General features: G+C 46.0%; 13 protein-coding genes and 1 pseudogene. 6 read left to right on the top strand and 8 right to left on the bottom strand.

What is annotated here, in order from left to right:
- From VNN20_03935 to moaA, 5 genes are all read right to left on the bottom strand, one after another.
- Positions 1 to 725, bottom strand: a 725-nt coding sequence (locus VNN20_03935; protein HWP91334.1) for a transposase, incomplete at its 3' end; no start/stop codon positions are given.
- Positions 726 to 801: 76 nt separating this feature from the next.
- A complete protein-coding gene (glp, locus tag VNN20_03930; protein HWP91333.1) occupies positions 802 to 2,070 on the bottom strand; it encodes a gephyrin-like molybdotransferase Glp in 1,269 nt (422 codons plus the stop codon).
- Positions 2,071 to 2,263: 193 nt separating this feature from the next.
- A complete protein-coding gene (locus VNN20_03925; GenBank protein HWP91332.1) occupies positions 2,264 to 2,977 on the bottom strand; it encodes an FAD-binding oxidoreductase in 714 nt (237 codons plus the stop codon).
- Between the two features lie 395 nt (positions 2,978 to 3,372).
- Positions 3,373 to 3,624: a hypothetical protein gene (locus VNN20_03920; protein HWP91331.1), complete on the bottom strand. Its 252-nt coding sequence runs from the start codon at positions 3,622 to 3,624 to the stop codon at positions 3,373 to 3,375.
- A gap of 7 nt (positions 3,625 to 3,631) precedes the next feature.
- Positions 3,632 to 4,645, bottom strand: a complete 1,014-nt coding sequence (moaA, locus tag VNN20_03915) for a GTP 3',8-cyclase MoaA (protein HWP91330.1) — start codon at positions 4,643 to 4,645, stop codon at positions 3,632 to 3,634.
- 159 nt (positions 4,646 to 4,804) lie between these two features.
- On the opposite strand from moaA, the gene ptsP reads away from it, so the two are divergent.
- From ptsP to VNN20_03900, 3 genes are all read left to right on the top strand, one after another.
- Positions 4,805 to 7,099 carry a phosphoenolpyruvate--protein phosphotransferase gene (gene ptsP, locus VNN20_03910; protein ID HWP91329.1) on the top strand — a complete coding sequence of 765 codons (2,295 nt, stop codon included), beginning with the start codon at positions 4,805 to 4,807 and terminating at the stop codon, positions 7,097 to 7,099.
- Between the two features lie 468 nt (positions 7,100 to 7,567).
- Positions 7,568 to 8,470 (top strand): site-2 protease family protein, encoded by a 903-nt coding sequence (locus VNN20_03905; GenBank protein HWP91328.1) that lies wholly within the window; start codon positions 7,568 to 7,570, stop codon positions 8,468 to 8,470.
- A 250-nt stretch (positions 8,471 to 8,720) separates the two neighbouring features.
- Positions 8,721 to 10,010 (top strand): citrate synthase, encoded by a 1,290-nt coding sequence (locus tag VNN20_03900; protein HWP91327.1) that lies wholly within the window; start codon positions 8,721 to 8,723, stop codon positions 10,008 to 10,010.
- 48 nt (positions 10,011 to 10,058) lie between these two features.
- Here VNN20_03900 and VNN20_03895 read toward each other — a convergent pair whose 3' ends face one another.
- From VNN20_03895 to VNN20_03885, 3 genes are all read right to left on the bottom strand, one after another.
- Complete coding sequence (locus VNN20_03895) at positions 10,059 to 10,421, bottom strand: hypothetical protein (GenBank protein HWP91326.1); 363 nt, start codon at positions 10,419 to 10,421, stop codon at positions 10,059 to 10,061.
- Between the two features lie 663 nt (positions 10,422 to 11,084).
- A complete protein-coding gene (locus VNN20_03890) occupies positions 11,085 to 11,918 on the bottom strand; it encodes a tetratricopeptide repeat protein (GenBank protein ID HWP91325.1) in 834 nt (277 codons plus the stop codon).
- Between the two features lie 33 nt (positions 11,919 to 11,951).
- Positions 11,952 to 12,986, bottom strand: coding sequence for a M42 family peptidase (locus tag VNN20_03885; GenBank protein HWP91324.1), 1,035 nt, complete (start codon positions 12,984 to 12,986; stop codon positions 11,952 to 11,954).
- A 135-nt stretch (positions 12,987 to 13,121) separates the two neighbouring features.
- Here VNN20_03885 and VNN20_03880 point away from each other — a divergent pair.
- The 3 genes and pseudogenes from VNN20_03880 to VNN20_03870 all read left to right on the top strand — a co-directional run bounded on the left by VNN20_03880 (position 13,122) and on the right by VNN20_03870 (position 17,003).
- Positions 13,122 to 13,438: pseudogene (locus VNN20_03880) on the top strand (nucleotidyltransferase family protein).
- Between the two features lie 24 nt (positions 13,439 to 13,462).
- Entirely contained in the window at positions 13,463 to 13,747 is a 285-nt protein-coding gene (locus tag VNN20_03875; protein HWP91323.1) for a UPF0758 domain-containing protein, read from the top strand.
- A gap of 4 nt (positions 13,748 to 13,751) precedes the next feature.
- Positions 13,752 to 17,003, top strand: a complete 3,252-nt coding sequence (locus VNN20_03870; GenBank protein ID HWP91322.1) for an N-6 DNA methylase — start codon at positions 13,752 to 13,754, stop codon at positions 17,001 to 17,003.
- The last annotated feature ends 399 nt before the right edge of the window (positions 17,004 to 17,402 follow it).

Below are 17,402 nucleotides of genomic sequence, written 5' to 3'. Positions count from 1 at the left end.
CCATATTCTCTCGAAACGGATTCAAGCACATCGGGTTTTGTTGGTCGTGAGGGAAAAGTCTGTGCCGATGGAACCTCTTCTAAATCCCTCTTCTCCACCAATCTCTCCATCCGCTCCAAAAATGCCCTGTTTCCCAACCATATTTGACCTTGAAGTTTAGTCCAAGGACTTTGTCCGCCAACACCATCTAAAACAAAACGTTTGTATGCCTCTTTAGCCTTTTCCCTAACCCTGTCAAACTGGCCTAGAATCCAATCGGCCTCTAGCCAATCCGGTTTCTTTACTTCCCCTGCGGTTGCAAGATAGCTGCTCCACTTCCAATCCCCTGGCTTGCTTACCATCCCCGCTCGAACGGGATTTAAAACCACATATCGGCAAAGCTCAAGGAGGTAATTCTCCCTGTCCACAACTATGCTTTTATACCTACCTTGAAACAGATGTCCCACTCTTCCATGCCTTCGGTTGAACTTCTGGGTATAGACCCCATTTAAACGTCTCATTCCTGTGACGAGATTGCTCTCTGGAGTCTCTAGCATAAGGTGATAGTGATTGCTCATAAGGCAGTATGCATAACATCTCCATTTTTGCTGCTCCGCTTCTCTTGCAAACATGCTCAGGAATAGAGTTCTGTCCTGATCATCGAGGAATATATCTTGTCTTGCATTGCCGCGGGAGGTTATGTGGTATAGAGCACCGGGGAATTCTAGTCTCAGAGGTCTTGCCATAGGAAAAGTAAATATCAATTTGATGTAAAGTCAAGAACTGACCCCAATTCTTTAAGGAAGGCTAATGAAAATGAGTCTATAGAATAGCTTCCGGGAGAAGATGCACCTTTACCCTGCTTTGCGGTGGAAGATGGTCTACCTCCTTAGGAACCACGATAAGACAATTGGAGAGAGCGAATGATTTAAGCATGTGAGAGCCCTGGCTTCCGGTGGATTTTACATAAAAAGTGTCATCTCTTTTTTCCAAGTATCCTCTTAAGAAGTGTGTCTTATCCGGTCTTTTTCTTATTTCTTCCAAGAGCACGGCTTCAACCTCTAAAAGAAATAAATCTTTTTTACCGATCATCTTACGAAGCGCTGGCCTTACATACTCATAGAAGCAAACAAGGGAAGAGGCTGGATTCCCAGGGAGGCCAAAAATCAGCGTGCTGTCTTTTTTCCCGAAGAATAGCGGTCCTCCCGGTCTTTGGGCGACTCTCCAAAATAGGCCTTCAACTGAAAGCTCTTCTAAAACCTCTTTTACGTAATCGTAATCGCCTACCGAAACCCCACCGGTCACAAGAAGAACATCGCACCACTCAAGTCCGTTTTCTATTTTCCTTTTAATATCGGAGACCTCGTCTCTTGCCCGTCCCATAAACTTGAATTCGACGAGTTCCTGAGAAAGAGCGGATTTAAGGGTTAATGAGTTTGTATCTCTAATCTTCCCCGGTCTCAATTCTTCATCCGGGCCGACCACCTCCTCCCCGGTTACAACCAAGGCTATTCTCGGCTTTCGATGAACCAATATCTTGTTCACGCCCAGTTCAGCTATAAACCCAATAGATGCGGAATTGAGCTGAACCCCTTTTTCGAGCCCAATCTCACCCTTTTTTATCTCCTCTCCCTCGTACCTTATATTTTCACCGGGACCGACCGGACTTTTTATTTTTACGTATCCGTCTTTTTCCTCGGTGTATTCCACCATTACGACGGAATCCGCTCCCTGGGGTATGGGAGCGCCGGTCATAATCTTGGCTGCCTCGCCCTCGCCGACGATGAAGTTCGGGAAGTCTCCAGCTCGTACTATGCCTATTACTTGTAAACGGATGGGATTGGTTTCATTTGTCCCTTTTGTGTTCTCACTTTTTACGGCATAGCCGTCCATAGCCGAGTTAGTGAAGTTGGGAAGGTTCACCGTGCTGATAATATCTTGAGCCAGTACGTATCCTTTAGCCTCGGTTAATGAAATCTCGACGGGTTCTAATAAACCGGTGTTTTCGAGGATCAGTCTTCTGGCTTCTTCCACGGCGATCATTTTCTCTTTCGCTATATTATATCTAAGCGCAGTGCTAAAATTTAGCATAGACGTGCGCCTTATGAATTGTAGAGAATGTTATTTGTGAGACGGGATTAATCCCGTCTCTACATTATTCACATAACCAATGGAATTCTTTGGAGACGCATTGCAATGCGTCTCTAATAATATTGATCTAATTACAAGAGGGATAAACAAATTGGCCTGTTCTTTGGTTCGACTGGTCAGAGAATGGGTTAATTCAATCTCTCCAGTATTTCTCCTCTTTGACCTTGTATCCTTTCATTTCCAGTCTTTCTTTAACGTCTTCAATCATTTCCGGATGACCGCAGGCATATACTATGGTGTTTTCCGGGCTCAGGGAGAATTCATCGATATATTTTTCGACCACTACATTCACCCTTCCCCTTTCACCGCCCCAATATTTATTTCTATGCTCTTCAGACCGGCTAATCGTAGGAATGTAGAAGATGTTTTCATATTCTCTGGCCAATTTCTCCAGCTCCTCTCTATAGGCTAGCTCATCATGGTAGCTGGCGCCGTGAAGGACATAGAACTTATGGGATTGTTGTCCTAGGTGGAGGTAGTTTCTTATCATGCTCACAAATGGAGCGATCCCGGTCACCGTTGCTACCATCAACTGATTCCGGTATTTATCGTCGAATGTGAAGACACCCTTTGCCCTTGGCCGGATGCTAACCGTGTCCCCTATGTTGACCTGCCATAATTGAGGCGTGAGCCCTCCATTCGGAATCAATTCTACAAAGAGCTCGACCGATTCCTCGTGTGGAGAAGAAACTATGGAATAAGGCCTTTCTACACCGCTCACGCCTATGGTGCAGTATTGACCCGGTTTAAATGTAAAGGGGACCTCCGGTTTTATCTTTATGACCATAAGATGTTCGGTAAGACTGACCTTCTCTAATACTCTCGCCTTTGGCGCTTCTGCTTGCATATAGGGTTCTCCTCGTATTTAAAATTTTGCTTTGATTGATCAACTCCTTAAGAATTTAGATAAATCGTTATTGTGTTGGCAAAGTCTATGCCAAATGTGTAAAAAGATGTACAACATACCTTAACCTCTTTATTTTATAGATACGCATCATTATGAATGGATTCAGACACGCGGATGATTTGGTTACAATTGTTACATTTTGAGAGAAATTTATGACTTCTAACTGACTGGAGCGTTGAAGATTTATCTAGCCCCACTGCTGTCCAAGATAATCAGAAATCAAACAATCTATCTCTGTAAATAAGACTTTTAGACAGATAAAAAGGATAATTTCAAATCAGGTTGCCTTTTTATGTGCTTGTTATGCAAATGCTGTCTAAATCATATCCGTTTAACTATGCCGTGTATGTCCTGATGGCATTAGTTTCGTTCGTGGAATTTATCCCTTCGAATAGCTGGATAGGGTTACGAGTAAGTACATTGGCATCCTTCGACGGGGCTCTGGATGAGCGGATGCAAGCATCCGCTGTTAATCGGTAATAAAAGACCCGTTCGTCCTGAGCCCGACGAAGGACGGAGTCAAAGGGCGAACACCCCAAAAATTCTATTCTTTCTTTTGCGGTAAAGCAATCTCTTATTCTGTACAAGTTTTACCTACCCCCCGATCTGTGACATGGTCCGATTAGGCCGGATGAATCCGGGGCGGTTTATGAGATGCCCGGGTTCCTTATTCCAAACGGATTTTAGAATAATCTCTTTAATAGCCTCATCACCGGCGCCTTCCCGCATCAGCTTTTTTAAGTCGGTCTCTTTCAAGGAAAAAAGGCATGTACGAAGCTTTCCGTCGGATGTCAACCGTACTCGATTGCAGTGGTTACAGAATGGCTCGCTTACCGAGCTTATAAATCCGATTTCGCCAATTCCGTCTTCGAACATAAAGCGGTCTGCCGGCTGGCTTCCCCTGTACTCGACCGGAATCAGCTTCTTTCCCGTCTTCTCCTCGATGGTTTCGATTATCTCCTGCGTGGATACCACCTTGTCTGGAGTCCAGCCATCGTCTGCGCCGAGGGGCATGAATTCAATGAAGCGAATAACAAACGACCTCTCTCGGGCAAGGTAAGCAAATCTTGGTATTTCATCGTCGTTCACCCCGCGCATGAGAACAACGTTTATTTTGACCGGCTTTATGCCCAGTGCATCTACGGCTTCTATTCCCTCCCACACCTGGTGATAATAGTCCCGCCGGGTTATGACGCCGAACTTAACAGCATCGAGCGAGTCGAGGCTTACGTTAATCCGCTTGAGTCCGGCTTCGGCCAGTTTTTCTGCCTGGTCCGTCAAGAAATAGCCGTTCGTGGTGAGCGCAAGGTCTTCGATACCGGAGATATTTGAGATCATTCTCACCAGTAGATGAAGGTCTCTTCGCATGAGAGGCTCGCCACCGGTAAGACGAATCTTTTTGATGCCCAGGCCTGAAAAGATATTTACCAGCCGCTCGATTTCTTCAAAAGTGACTAGCTCGCCCTTTTTAATCCATGCCATCCCGTTTTCCGGCATGCAGTATTGACAGCGGAAGTTACACCGGTCTGTGACCGATATTCTGAGGTTGTTGATGGTGCGGCCAAAAGAATCTTTTAGGCTGAAGCCGTTTTCACTATTCTCAGACATCTCATTAATATTACCTGAGTTGTTGGGGCATGAATAAATAATTTTTAAGCCGTTATAAATAAACTTGTTTTATCTATACGAGAGATGGCTATTTACAAATCAAGCTGTGGTATCATACTTCTTGGGGTATTCAAAAACATTTTTGGTTAAAACCGTTACATGAATCCATCCTCGGTCGATAGGGCAGATTTTCATCTCAAGATAGTCCATGAGATCAGCGACCTGGTCAACCAGTCCTCCGGGTTGACTACCATCCTGAAGAAAATAGTGAACAAGATAGGCGATTCTCTTAATTTCGACGTGGTATCCGTATATCTCTGGGACAAACAGAAAAATGAGCTGGTTCTTCGCTCCACCCGAGGACTACACGTCGACCCGGACAATCCCATAAGCCTGAAACCGGAAGAAGGTTTGACCGGGCTAGTTTACGAAACCAGGCGGCCGCTCGTGGTCATGCCGGCGTCCCATCATCCTCGTTACCGGTACTTTCCGGAGATAGGAGAAGAGGAGTACGAAAGTTATATCGGCGTTCCAATTCTGCTTCAAAACCTGTGCCTGGGCGTGCTGGTCGGCCAGACCAGAGAGAAGCGTTTGATTAACCCTGCGGAGGAAACGCTCTTCCAGATTATAGCCTCCCGCCTGGCTGGGCTACTGGAAGTGGCGGACCGGTTAGAGAGACTGCATACCCCTTCTGTTATTAAACAGGAGAGCAAGACCTACCAGGGAAAGGGTGTATCCGGAGGGTTCGCAGTAGGAAACGTATTTCTTTTCCGCGGGCTTTTCGAGCAACTTCAGGCAAATGAGCTTATAGCCTCTAGCCCGGATGAAGAAGCGGAAAGGCTCTCCAATGCCATAGTGAGCGTGGAGAAGGACCTCGAAAACATAATTCTGACCCTGGAGATGGAGGGTACCTTATCCGAGAGTGAGATAAATATATTTCATGCCCACCTTTTGATTCTCAAGGATTCCACGTTCCAGAACACCATGTTGACAAAGATAAGGGAGGACAAACTGGCCGCGGAAGCTGCCGTCATCGAGGGTATTGAATCTATTGCCGGGCAGTTTGAAAACCTTTCCGACCGTTATCTCCGGGAACGGGCGCAGGATTTTCGCGATATCGGGGAAAAGATACTGCACTATCTCTTGCAATCACGGGGCGAATCAAGGGCTACTCCTCAGCCAAGGGAGGGTTCGATACTGGTTGCCTATGATGTCGGGCCGTCGTTTCTTTCCATGCTCCACAAAAATAAGGTGGCGGCAATAATAACCGAAAAGGGCGGTGAAACCTCTCATACCGTTATTCTGGCCAAGTCTCTGGGAATTCCGGCAGTGGTAGGGATAGAAAATATCTGCAATCTGGTAAAACCGGGCGAGAAAATCATGGTTGACGGCAAAACCGGATTCATAATTTCTAACCCGGACGACGGTCTTATCTCCGAGTATGAAAACATGTACAGAAAACTGGCTCGCCTGAGAGAGGAGATCGAAAGAGAGGGAACGGAGGCCAAGGGAAACCATCTCGACCTAACTCTCACTGCCAACATCGGCTTCCCGGTTGACCTGGAGATGGCCAAGCGCTACCGCCTGAGCGATGTCGGGCTTTTTCGAACGGAATTCGCCTTTACTCGCTTCGATAGATGGCCCGGAGTTCAGGAACAGGTAGAAATCTATGAAGAGGTAGCCAGGCATTTTGACGGCTATGTCACCATACGCACCCTGGATATCGGCGCGGACAAACTGCTTCCCTATTTTTCCTTTCCCAAGGAGGAGAATCCCCTTTTGGGTTTAAGGGCAATTAGATTTTCCATGGAGTATCTTAACCTATTTCGGGACCAGATAAGAGCGATTCTACTCGGTGTGAAAAAGGGATACCGCTTCAAAATACTCCTCCCCATGGTGTCCAATGTCTGGGAAGTAGAGACCGCACGGGAGGTGTTAGAGGAGCTGGGTGAGGAGCAGGGGATACCATCCGAAAAGCTGCCCCCTCTCGGGGTAATGATGGAGGTTCCGGCTATTCTCTACCAGATGGATGACTACAGGGAGTTGATTGATTTTATCTCGGTAGGCACGAACGACCTGATTCAGTATCTTTTGGCCGTCGACAGGAATTCTAACGTGGTCGGGCATCTATATTCCGGTTTTCATCCAGCGGTATTGCGGATGCTTAACGATATTTTTCATAAAACAAGTTCTTTCCGAAAGGAAGTCTCGATCTGCGGCGAGCTTGCCGGAATGCCGTCCGGTGCTTTGGCTTTGATGGCCATAGGTTACCGTCAGCTCAGCGTCTCTCCATCGCATGCCCCCATTATCCGCTATCTATGCAACAGGGTGGATGATGGTATTCTCAGCCGGATACAATCTAAGATTTTAAACGAGAGAAAAGAGGCCGAGATACGCCGGTACATGGTCGAGGTATTGGAATCAATCGACTCTAACCTTATTAATATCGAATGATTTGTGTTGAGATGTCATGGAACTTGTCCGTGCATATGCGGGAAAAAATACGTGTACACCGACCTGTCATTCCCGCGTAAGCGGGAATCTAGTTTTTAATTATGGATCCCCGATTAATACATTCGGGGATGACATGCTGAGGGGATTCCCGGTTAAGCTTGTCCCCGCATGCTATCCGATTAATACTTTCGGATACAAGCTTTGGCGGGGAACATTCGGGAATGACAAAAGGGATGGACGCTCGATCAATCCACCGGTTTGACTGGGCGAGGAGATGACATGCTGGGAGAATGTACAGATAAAATTGACTCCCTCAAATATTCAATGGGAGCACCGTAGCATGAGGGGAATTTGCAAAAATAATTATAAATTCGACAGTCTTTCTTTTCTTCCCATTTAACAATCGTTTGGGTATTCTTTCAAAATATCCTGGTTACTCTTTCGAGTCTTAAATCATAAATCCGGTAGATGGGAATAAGCAAAATCCATATAGTTCTTTTCCTGGTAACGCTGGTTACTACCTTCTTGGCTGGGTTCTTTCAGGGTGGAAGCGTTGCCGGGGGCATTTCGTTCTCTGCCGCTCTTCTTTTCATACTGGGTGCCCACGAAATGGGGCACTTCATATTCGGGAAGAGATACGGGGTTGATATTTCACCGCCGTATTTTATACCCGCTCCACCCCTTATCTCACCCATAGGAACCTTTGGCGCTTTCATTAAAATCAGGTCCTCGATCTCCACTAAAAAGGCACTCTTTGACATAGGGCTGGCCGGCCCGGTGGCCGGTATAATTGCCGCGATACCGGTAATAATAGTCGGGCTCAGGCTATCCCGGGTTATTGAAGCGGGTAATAATGAAATTAAAGACGGAATAAGTCTCGGTTCCCCTTTAATTTTTACCTTCCTATCGGAGGTCTTACTGGGAAACATAGGAGAGGGCTACGATATCCTCCTCCATCCGGTAGCATTTGCCGGGTGGATCGGGCTCTTTGTGACCGCTCTTAACCTGATCCCGGCCGGACAGCTCGATGGCGGCCATATAATGTATTCTCTTCTTTCCAGGAAGTGGTACAGGCTAAGCTCAATTTCTATGGTCTTGATTCTAGCGATCCTGGGAATTGGTACCAGGCCTTTGATCCAGTTCCTCAATTCCTTTTTTGAAGGGTCTGGTTTTAGCTATATCCGGGAGGTATTCGTATTTGACGGATGGCCGGGATGGATCATGTGGGCGGCCATTTTATCTATAATGGGCACGAGACACCCGCCTACTATGTACGATGAAGTACCGTTAGACGGGAAGAGAAAGATGCTGGGTGTTTTTGCGTTGCTTCTATTCATAGGCTGTTTTACCCCGGTTCCGATCAAGATTTAGACGGGCCTCCTTTCCCGGTCGGGTGATAAATTTGTATAGGCAATTCCATAGTTAAGAAAACAAAGCCTCCATCCGTTAACTTGCCAGTGAATTTGAAAAATTATGTAATTTAGGTATTGTCTAGGTGGTTGAGTTACACTATTACTCGATGTTGGACGGCCTTACTGGCCAAAATCCAGAAGTTTTATCGAAGCGCTAACCACTAGATTTATACAATACTAAACAAACGTCATATAAGGAGGACAAAGTAGTGGCCAAGGATACGTTAACGATTACCGATAACCGGACGGGTAGAACATACGAGATTCCTATAACCAACGACACAATCAGGGCTATGGACCTTCGTCAAATCAAGGTGTCTGAGGGTGATTTCGGGATGATGAGTTATGACCCGGCACTGGAGAACACCGCATCCTGCAAGAGCCGGATAACCTACATAGACGGGGATAAAGGCATTCTTCGATACCGCGGCTACCCTATAGAGCAACTGGCTGAGAAGAGCAACTACTTAGAGGTAGCTTACCTTCTTCTCAACGGAGAGCTTCCCAATAAATCTCAGTATGACAAGTGGGTTCACGATGTGACCTACCATACAATAATCCACGAGAGCGTTAAAAAATTCATGGACGGATTTCGTTATGATGCACACCCGGTAGGTATGCTGGTTAGCACGGTTGGGGCTCTTTCTACGTTCTACCCGGAAGCAAAGAATATTTTTGACCAGAAGGTAAGAAATATACAGATAAATCGTCTGATCTCGAAGATGCCTACATTGGCCGCTTTTTCCTACCGCCACGCTATGGGGTTACCCTACGTATATCCGGATAATGACCTTAGCTACACCGGAAACTTCCTCAACATGATGTTCAAGATGACCGAGCTCAAGTATAAACCCAACCCGGTCATAGAGAGGGCCATAGATATACTGTTCATACTCCATGCCGACCATGAGCAGAATTGCAGCACGAGCGCTATGCGCACTGTAGGAAGCTCTTTACCCGACCCATATTCGGCCACTGCAGCGGCTATCGCCGCGCTCTATGGGCCTTTACATGGCGGGGCGAATGAAGAGGTATTGCATATGCTCAATGAAATTGGCTCGAAAGACCGAATTCCTGAATACATCAAGAGAGTGAAAGCCGGAGAGTTCAGGCTCATGGGGTTTGGACACCGCGTTTATAAGTCCTATGACCCCAGGGCAAAGATAATCAAGCAGATTGCCCACGAGGTTTTTGAAGTAACCGGTAAGAATCCTCTACTGGACGTTGCTCTGGAACTGGAGAGAATCGCTCTTGAGGATGAATACTTCGTCAAGCGGAAGCTATACCCCAACGTGGACTTTTACTCCGGTCTTATATACCAGAGCATGGGGCTTCCAACCAGTATGTTTACCGTTCTTTTTGCCATAGCGCGTACATCGGGCTGGCTGGCACAGTGGCAGGAAATGCTACTGGATGAAGAAAGAAAAATATTTCGTCCAAGACAGGTATACCTGGGTTCGGGAGAGCGCGACTTTGTCCCTATTGAAGAAAGGGGATAAGATGTGAACTGGTTGGCTGGCTTTTACAGCCGATGGTGCTATGCCTATTCAACCGGTAAAGAACTGGCTGTTGAAGAGCAGGTTGTAATAGTAGTTTATTAGCCTCTCCAGGGAAGAAATATAGATCTCGGAAACCTTATGCTGACCTTCTTTGCTTGCAAGCAGGTCAATCCGGTTTACATCTTCTTCTATTTCGTTTATATAATCGCCGAGGTTTTCCAAGAACGATTCCTCGAGGGGATTGCCTTTGTCTTTGAGTATAATTTCAATCAAAATTTCGTCCTGTCTATCAAATTTTTTCCCCTTTAAATTTTCTCTAAGAAGGACCGTGACCTGGTTTGTCTGAAGTTTGGGATAGTGCTTGTTTAGTGTTTTCTCGAAAACTTCTAGAAGAGAGATTTCAATGTCCATAATGCCAATAAATATACCCAGGTAAAGCGAAGTTCGATAGAAACAAACTTTCGATCGAGCCTTCGATAACTCAAGGCAGGCCGGTATGAGTGGATGAATGCATCCGCTGGGAAGGAGAAATAAAAACTCCGTTAACCCTGAGCCCAGCCTGTTCTGAGCATCGTCGAAGGGTGAACTTCTCTAGTATCTGATCATCCTTCGATTGGACTCAGAGCCTGTCCTGAGTAGATCCCCGATTAAATCGGGGAAGGAATGAGCGGATCGACATCCGTTAGTAATATAAGAGGTTATAAATCGGTTCATTCTGGGCATAGGCCCTGGTTAAACCGGGGGATCAATCGGGTTCCTCTCCGCATGTCATCCCCGAACGTTCCCCGCAAAAACTTGTATCCGAAAGCATTAATCGGATAACATTCGGGGACAGGCTTAATCGGGGATCCATTCTTGAAAAACTGGATTCCCACTTGCGCGGGAATGACAGGTGAGTGCATTCCCGCTCCCCGATCATGGTCGAGGACAAGTTCCGTGGGAATGACAAATCGGCGGATTTCCACTCAATCTCGTACCGGAGAGTTCCCCTCTTCATAGGTGAGGGGACAGGTTTAGTCCGGTAACTTGTGGGAATGACAAAAGCATTCTTGCCATGACTATGCCTCTAGGAATTCATTCAGTAGACGACAACGACGTAAGATTAAAATCCGACTTCTTCTCTAGTTTCTCTATGTTCACTATCATTCTTGCGGCCACTTTCCGGTTAAGGTACCAGTCCGCGTAGAAGGTCGGATTCTTTTCCTCGATTAATGCTCTGAGCGTGTCTTTCGCTTCATCGTACTTTTTTTGTTTTATCAGTGTCTTGGCCAGATGAATCTTGAGGGTGCTCATGTGGGGATCTATGCCTATAGCCCTTTTTAGGTATATCTCAGACAGGTGGAGGTCTCCGCCCAGAAAACCGGGGAGTGAGTAATAGAATAGCCCGTACATAGCTAAACCGTAAACATGCTTCGGGTCTAGCTCCAGTATTTTTTCTATTCCTCCCCTTATCTTTGGTAATAAGAAAAGGGACCTTATAACGCCTCGAGTCTCCGCCCATGAGCCTAGGTTAGCCACATGGTAGAAATGGGCGTCCGGGTCGTCCGGCGCTATTTCTAAAGCCCTCCTGGCCGCTTCGAATCCGTTCTTGAATGCTGTCGATTTTTCATCATCATCGGGAGCCTTGGCGTAACCGTAGGTCAGCCAGACCCTTGATAGTAAGAGCAAAGCCTCCAGGTTCTCCGGGTCTTTCTCCAGGATTTCTTCTAGGATGCCGATTGACCGGTCCAGGTTCTTTAAATCCTTGTAGTAATCGAGGTAAACACTCTTGGCTTCTTCGAGATTGGTTTCTCTCTGTTCCTTGCCTGGTGAGACAGTGCTTTTCTCGATTCTGGCAGTAACTGCTGAAGCCGGGGTATAGAAGAGTAGGGTGGTCATCAAAAGAGCGTTTGTTAGAAAATATTTCATTCGGTATCTAGAGCCCTAAATTTAACCAAGAAGCTAATTAGTATTTTGAGCAAAGTGCTCGATTTCTTCTAAAATAGCCGTGGTTAGCTTGATAGTCTCTTCGATGTCGCTTTTATAGGCTAAGCAGCTCGGGCTGTGGAGATAACGGACGGGTACGGAGATAACTCCAACACGCGTTCCCTTACCGGTTACCTGCATAGCCGTGGCGTTTGTGCTCCCCGCTTTTTTGACCGTAATCTGATGAGGGATGTTTCGTTTTTCAGCGACCTCTCTCATAAAGAAGCTCAGGGCCCGATGGGCAACCAGGTATCTGTCGGAAAGCCTTATCTCCGGGCCTTTGCCCACTTTGGCCAAGGTTTTGTGGTCGGGAACGCCGGGAAGGTCGTTGGAGACCGTTCCCTCGATGGCTATGGCGAAATCTGGTTCATATACCGGAACTATAACGTTTGCTCCCCTGAGGCCGACCTCCTCCTGGACGGTTGCAGAAACGTACAGGTCGCAGCTTATTTTCGGTCTTCGCTTGAGCGCTTCCAGGATGACGAAGAGTCCGACCCGGTCGTCGATGGCTTTGGATATCACCGCGTCTTCGGTTTCCACAAACGGTGAAAAATAGGAGACAACATCGCCTATTTGTACCAGGTCAAAAACCTTGTCTGCGGTTAGCCCCAGGTCGACGGTGCAGTCTTCAACCTCGGGTGCTTCCTTCTCCCCGCTGGTCTTGCTTATATGGGGCGGCAATGCGGCTACCATTCCGACGAGCGGTTTCTTCCCCCAGATAACCAGCCTTTGTCCGTAGAATACCTTTGTATCGATTCCCCCGAGCGGTGATACATGCAGGAAGCCTCTTTGGTCAATGTGTTTAACCATGAATCCCACTTCATCGGTGTGTGCATCCAGGACAAGCCTTGGTCCACGTCCGGGAATGTGGGCTATGGTATTGCCGAGGGCGTCTATGGTGATTTCATCGGTGAATTCCCTGAGGGAGGAGATTACGATTTCCTTGACCGCTTCCTCAGCGCCGGGAAGCCCGGGAGCCTCGCAAAGCCGCTTTAGCAGGTCGATTTGCATGTTGGGCTTTGATTATAACAAACTGAGACGGATTTGCCAATGGAAAATATGTAATAATTACAATTCATAGAATGGTATAATTTATTGCTTTATGAATGAGTTAACATAAGAATATATTAAAAAAAGGGCTGAATAATGAATACAAAAATTGAAACCAAGGAAATAATTTTAAGGCTTATTGAAGAGAATAAAGATAAGGTTAGCAAGTTAGGCGTAAAAAGGTTGGGTCTTTTTGGCTCCTATGAGAGAGGAGACCAGGATGAAAATAGTGATATAGATATCTTAGTTGAATTTTCTCTAGGCAAAAAGAATTTTGACAATTTTATTAATCTAGCTTTTTCCTCGAAGAAATTTTTCAAAAGAAAGTAGAACTGGTAACGGCAGAGTCGCTTAGTCCATACCTAAAGCCTTACATTATGAAAGAGGTTGAGTATATTGAAATCGCACATTGAATATGCACCATAGGAGCAAATCAATTGATACCCAAATGGAAGCATCCTGGCGGAAAACTGAGAGAAGAAGGAGCTGAGAAACTCACCGACCAGGAGCTTCTGGCCATTCTAATCTCTGTGGGAATAAAAGGAAAACCTGCCGAGAAAATCGCCAGTGAAATAATACAAAGGTTCGGCTCATTGGAAGGACTGGCTAATCAGCCTCTTGAGGAACTACTCAAAATAAAGGGTCTTTCCGATGTAAAAATAATTCGAATAGCTGCAGCGTTTGAATTGGCAAGACGCATCATGGAACGAAACAGGGTCTAAATTAATGGCAAAAAAAACAAAACTCATCGAAAAGGCTACCCGCATTCCAGAGATACGTAAGACGAATTGGGATGAAACAATAACCAGATATTTACATGATGTAGAGACCTTAAACAAAGAATCGGCCCGCTCACACCGCTTTACGGCGCTTCTTCAGCAACTTCTGGATATCGAGCCTAACTTCATAGAAAACTACAGCACCGGTATAGAGAGGTTTTTAAAAGTAAAACAAAAGGACCGCATTCTGAAGGGGGAAGCGGATAACCTCTTTGGTAATGTAATTATAGAGTTCGAATCCATCATCCCCAAGAAGCTTCCTGAGGCAGAAGAACAGTTACGCCGTTATATCGCTATACTTTGGTCTCTGGAAAAGGCAGATAACAGGACGCCTTTCCTGTCTATAGCTACAGACGGGGTCCGCTTCGTAACTTATTCGCCGGAACCGGTCAATCCAGATAAACAAGATTTATCACCCGATGATATAAAGCTCCATGTACTTGAAGAGGCAGACTGGACAAGATTAAAACCGGAAGAGGTTTTTTACTGGCTTGACCGCTATTTCCTGCGCAAGATAATCATGTCTCCGACGAGCGAGACAATAGTGCGTGATTTCGGCACCAAAAGCCACGCCTTTCAAACTACAAATGGTGCGCTCCTTAATCTGTGGGAGAAAGTTAAAAACCAGAGCGGTTTTCAGGTTATATACGATAGCTGGGAGAAATATCTCCGTATTGTGTACGGAAGCGATGTTGCCGGGGATGAGCTGTTTGTCCGTCACACCTATCTGGCTACGCTGGCAAAGCTCATGTCCTGGATGAGAATAAGCGAGAATACGACCCTTCCTGACGACGTTCAAATTGCCCAGATGCTGGAAGGAGAACTGTTCAAGAGACAGGGGATCGAGAATTTTATAGAAGAGGATTTTTTCTCGTGGCTGTCTCGCGCCCAAGCGGTTAAAACGGGAGTCGAAGTAGTGCGCTGGCTATTCAGCCTTTTGCAAAATTATAACCTGCGCGAGCTATCGGAAGACGTGCTCAAGTCTCTTTATCAGGAACTTGTTGATCCCGAGACACGCCAGGACCTGGGCGAATTCTACACGCCGGATTGGCTTGCGCATCGCATGGTTAAGAAGTTATTGGATGAAAGACCCGATGGCGCTTTGCTCGACCCCGCCTGCGGCTCCGGTACTTTTCTTTATCTGGCCATTAGGGAGAAGAGATCGAGACTAGGAAACACTTCTCAGAGCTTGCGGCATATCCTCAGTTCGGTGTACGGCGCTGATGTGCATCCGCTTGCTGTAATTGTGGCAAAGACAAACTACATTCTAGCCCTGGGAGATTTACTCAAGAGCAGAAAGGGTATAGTTTCCATTCCGGTTTATCTGACAAACACAATCCGACTGCCTGAACTCAAGACTCAGACCACTCTTTGGGGATTGGCCAGCTATGCTGTGGAGCTAGACGGAAGTGAAGTCCTTTTACCGGAGGTGTTACTAGACGATCTCAATGTCTACGACCGGGCAATTGAACTCTGTAAGGATTTTGCCAGGCACAACAAGGGAAAATCAATCGACAAACAATCTTTTTATAACTTTCTGATTGCCCAGCAGTTTCCCATGATTAAAAATCAAGCGCTCCTCGAAGCTCTCTTCGCCGTCACAGAAACTCTGAAGAAATTCATTGATAGTGACCGGGATACCATTTGGGCATTTATCTTGAAAAACATATTCAAGCCTCTATTCTTCAAGAAACAGTTTGACTTCATAGTCGGCAATCCGCCCTGGATTGTTTTTAACAGCATTAGAGAGCCGCAGTATCAGGAGTTTCTAAAGGGTCACATTACAGGACGTTATAATCTGCTAAAGGGACGCGGTGAACTCATTACCCACATGGAGATTGCAACCCTTTTTCTGGTACGTGCGGCAGACCTATATCTCAAGTCCGGCGGTAGTATAGCCTTTGTTCTGCCTAGAAGTTTATTCAGCGCCGACCAGCACGGCGGACTTCGCCAGAGAACTTTTGTACTGAGCGAGGATGTGAAGCAGAATCTCGTCTGGCGTGAGGTATGGGATTGCGAAAACATCACTCCATTATTTAACGTGCCCTGTTGTGTGTTGTTTGCCGACAAGTGCGACAGGGAATTACAAATTGGATATCCCATTCTAGGTCAAATTATTAGAGGTAAGCTGAAACGAAAAAACGCTTCACTCAAGGAAGCGGAAGAGGAGCTAACCTTAGACAAGGCTGAATTTTTCTTGAACACTAGAGGCAAACGTTCTTATTGGGGGACGGAGAAAGGAAAAGCCTCTTATGAAGGAAGCTTCTATGCCAGACATTTTAAGCAGGGGGCTACGATCGTTCCTCGTTCGTTCTGGTTTGTTCAAATAAAGCCTTCTCCTCTTGGTTTTGATACGTCCAGGCCGCCATTGGAAACCGACCCAAGGGCGATAGAGATGGCCAAGAGGCCCTATCATGATGTCAGGCTGGAAGGAAATGTAGAAAGCGAATTTCTCTATGCTACGCTTCTTTCGACAGACCTGCTTCCGTTTGGACACCTCGACTATCGCCTGGTAGTGCTGCCAATTAGGCCTGAGGATAATCACTACGAGTTGATTGATAAGCAAAAAGCACACAAAGACGGACTTTATGGGCTAGAGAAGTGGCTTGAGAAAGCGGAAGCAGAATGGACAAAGCGTCGTGGAGCTAAAGCCGAACAAATGAGCATTTATGAAAGACTTGATCGTGTTCATGGTTTGACTCACCAAAATTCGCAAGCAAAGTATCGGGTCATTTACAATACCTCTGGTACAAATTTGACTGCCGCTGTGGTGAAAAACGAGCAAATTGAGTTTGGAATCGCAGGTCAGGTCATTTCAATGAAGAGGTTTATAGTTGACCACAAGACTTACTTTTATGAGTTGAGTAATAACGAGGAGGTTTTCTTTTTAGTCTCGGTCTTTAATTCGCCTGCAATTGACAAGATGATAAAGCCGATGCAAAGTCGTGGCTTATTCGGGGAACGTGATATACACAAAAAGGTTCTTGAACTTTCTATTCCACAATTCAAAGCGGATAATCCCATTCATCGTTGTCTAGCGGAATTAGGTAAGGAATGCACGGTGAAAGTAGAGCGATGGCTGGCAAGTGGAGGCGCAGGCAATATCAAAAGCATCGGTAGATTGCGGGGTATGGTAAGGAAGACGTTGAGTGATGAATTAAAAGAGATTGATAGGCTGGTTAAGGAGATTCTTGGTTGATTAGCGGAGGTCTTAAAACCCCGACGCTACCCAGTCTGTGATGACATTGCTAATACAATCATGGCTGTAGGGAACGCATATATGCGTTCCTTACGTTTTTGTGGATTGAGGAAACTAGAAGGTTCCCTCTGCATTAAAGCGTAAATTGTGTATTCGTACAAGTTAAAGAAGTAAATCTGATAGTAGAAAAAAAAGTGTAATAATCAGAATTTGAGATTTCAGGCAATGTCGGCATGAGTTGTATCTAGAAGTAATTTTTGACCCTGTCATTCTGGAGCCCCCTTGGGCTTCGCTGGACAAGCTCCAGTGAAGAATCTAAAGAAATATGGATCCTTCGGATTCTGAACAGGATGACAAGTTAGGCTAGTCTTAGGGGAACATTGAGATGATTTGAAAGGA

It is taken from the genome of Thermodesulfobacteriota bacterium, assembly GCA_035559815.1.
Classification (GTDB): Bacteria; Desulfobacterota_D; UBA1144; order Nemesobacterales; family CSP1-2; genus DATMAT01.
This window is presented reverse-complemented; position numbering and strand designations above follow the sequence as displayed.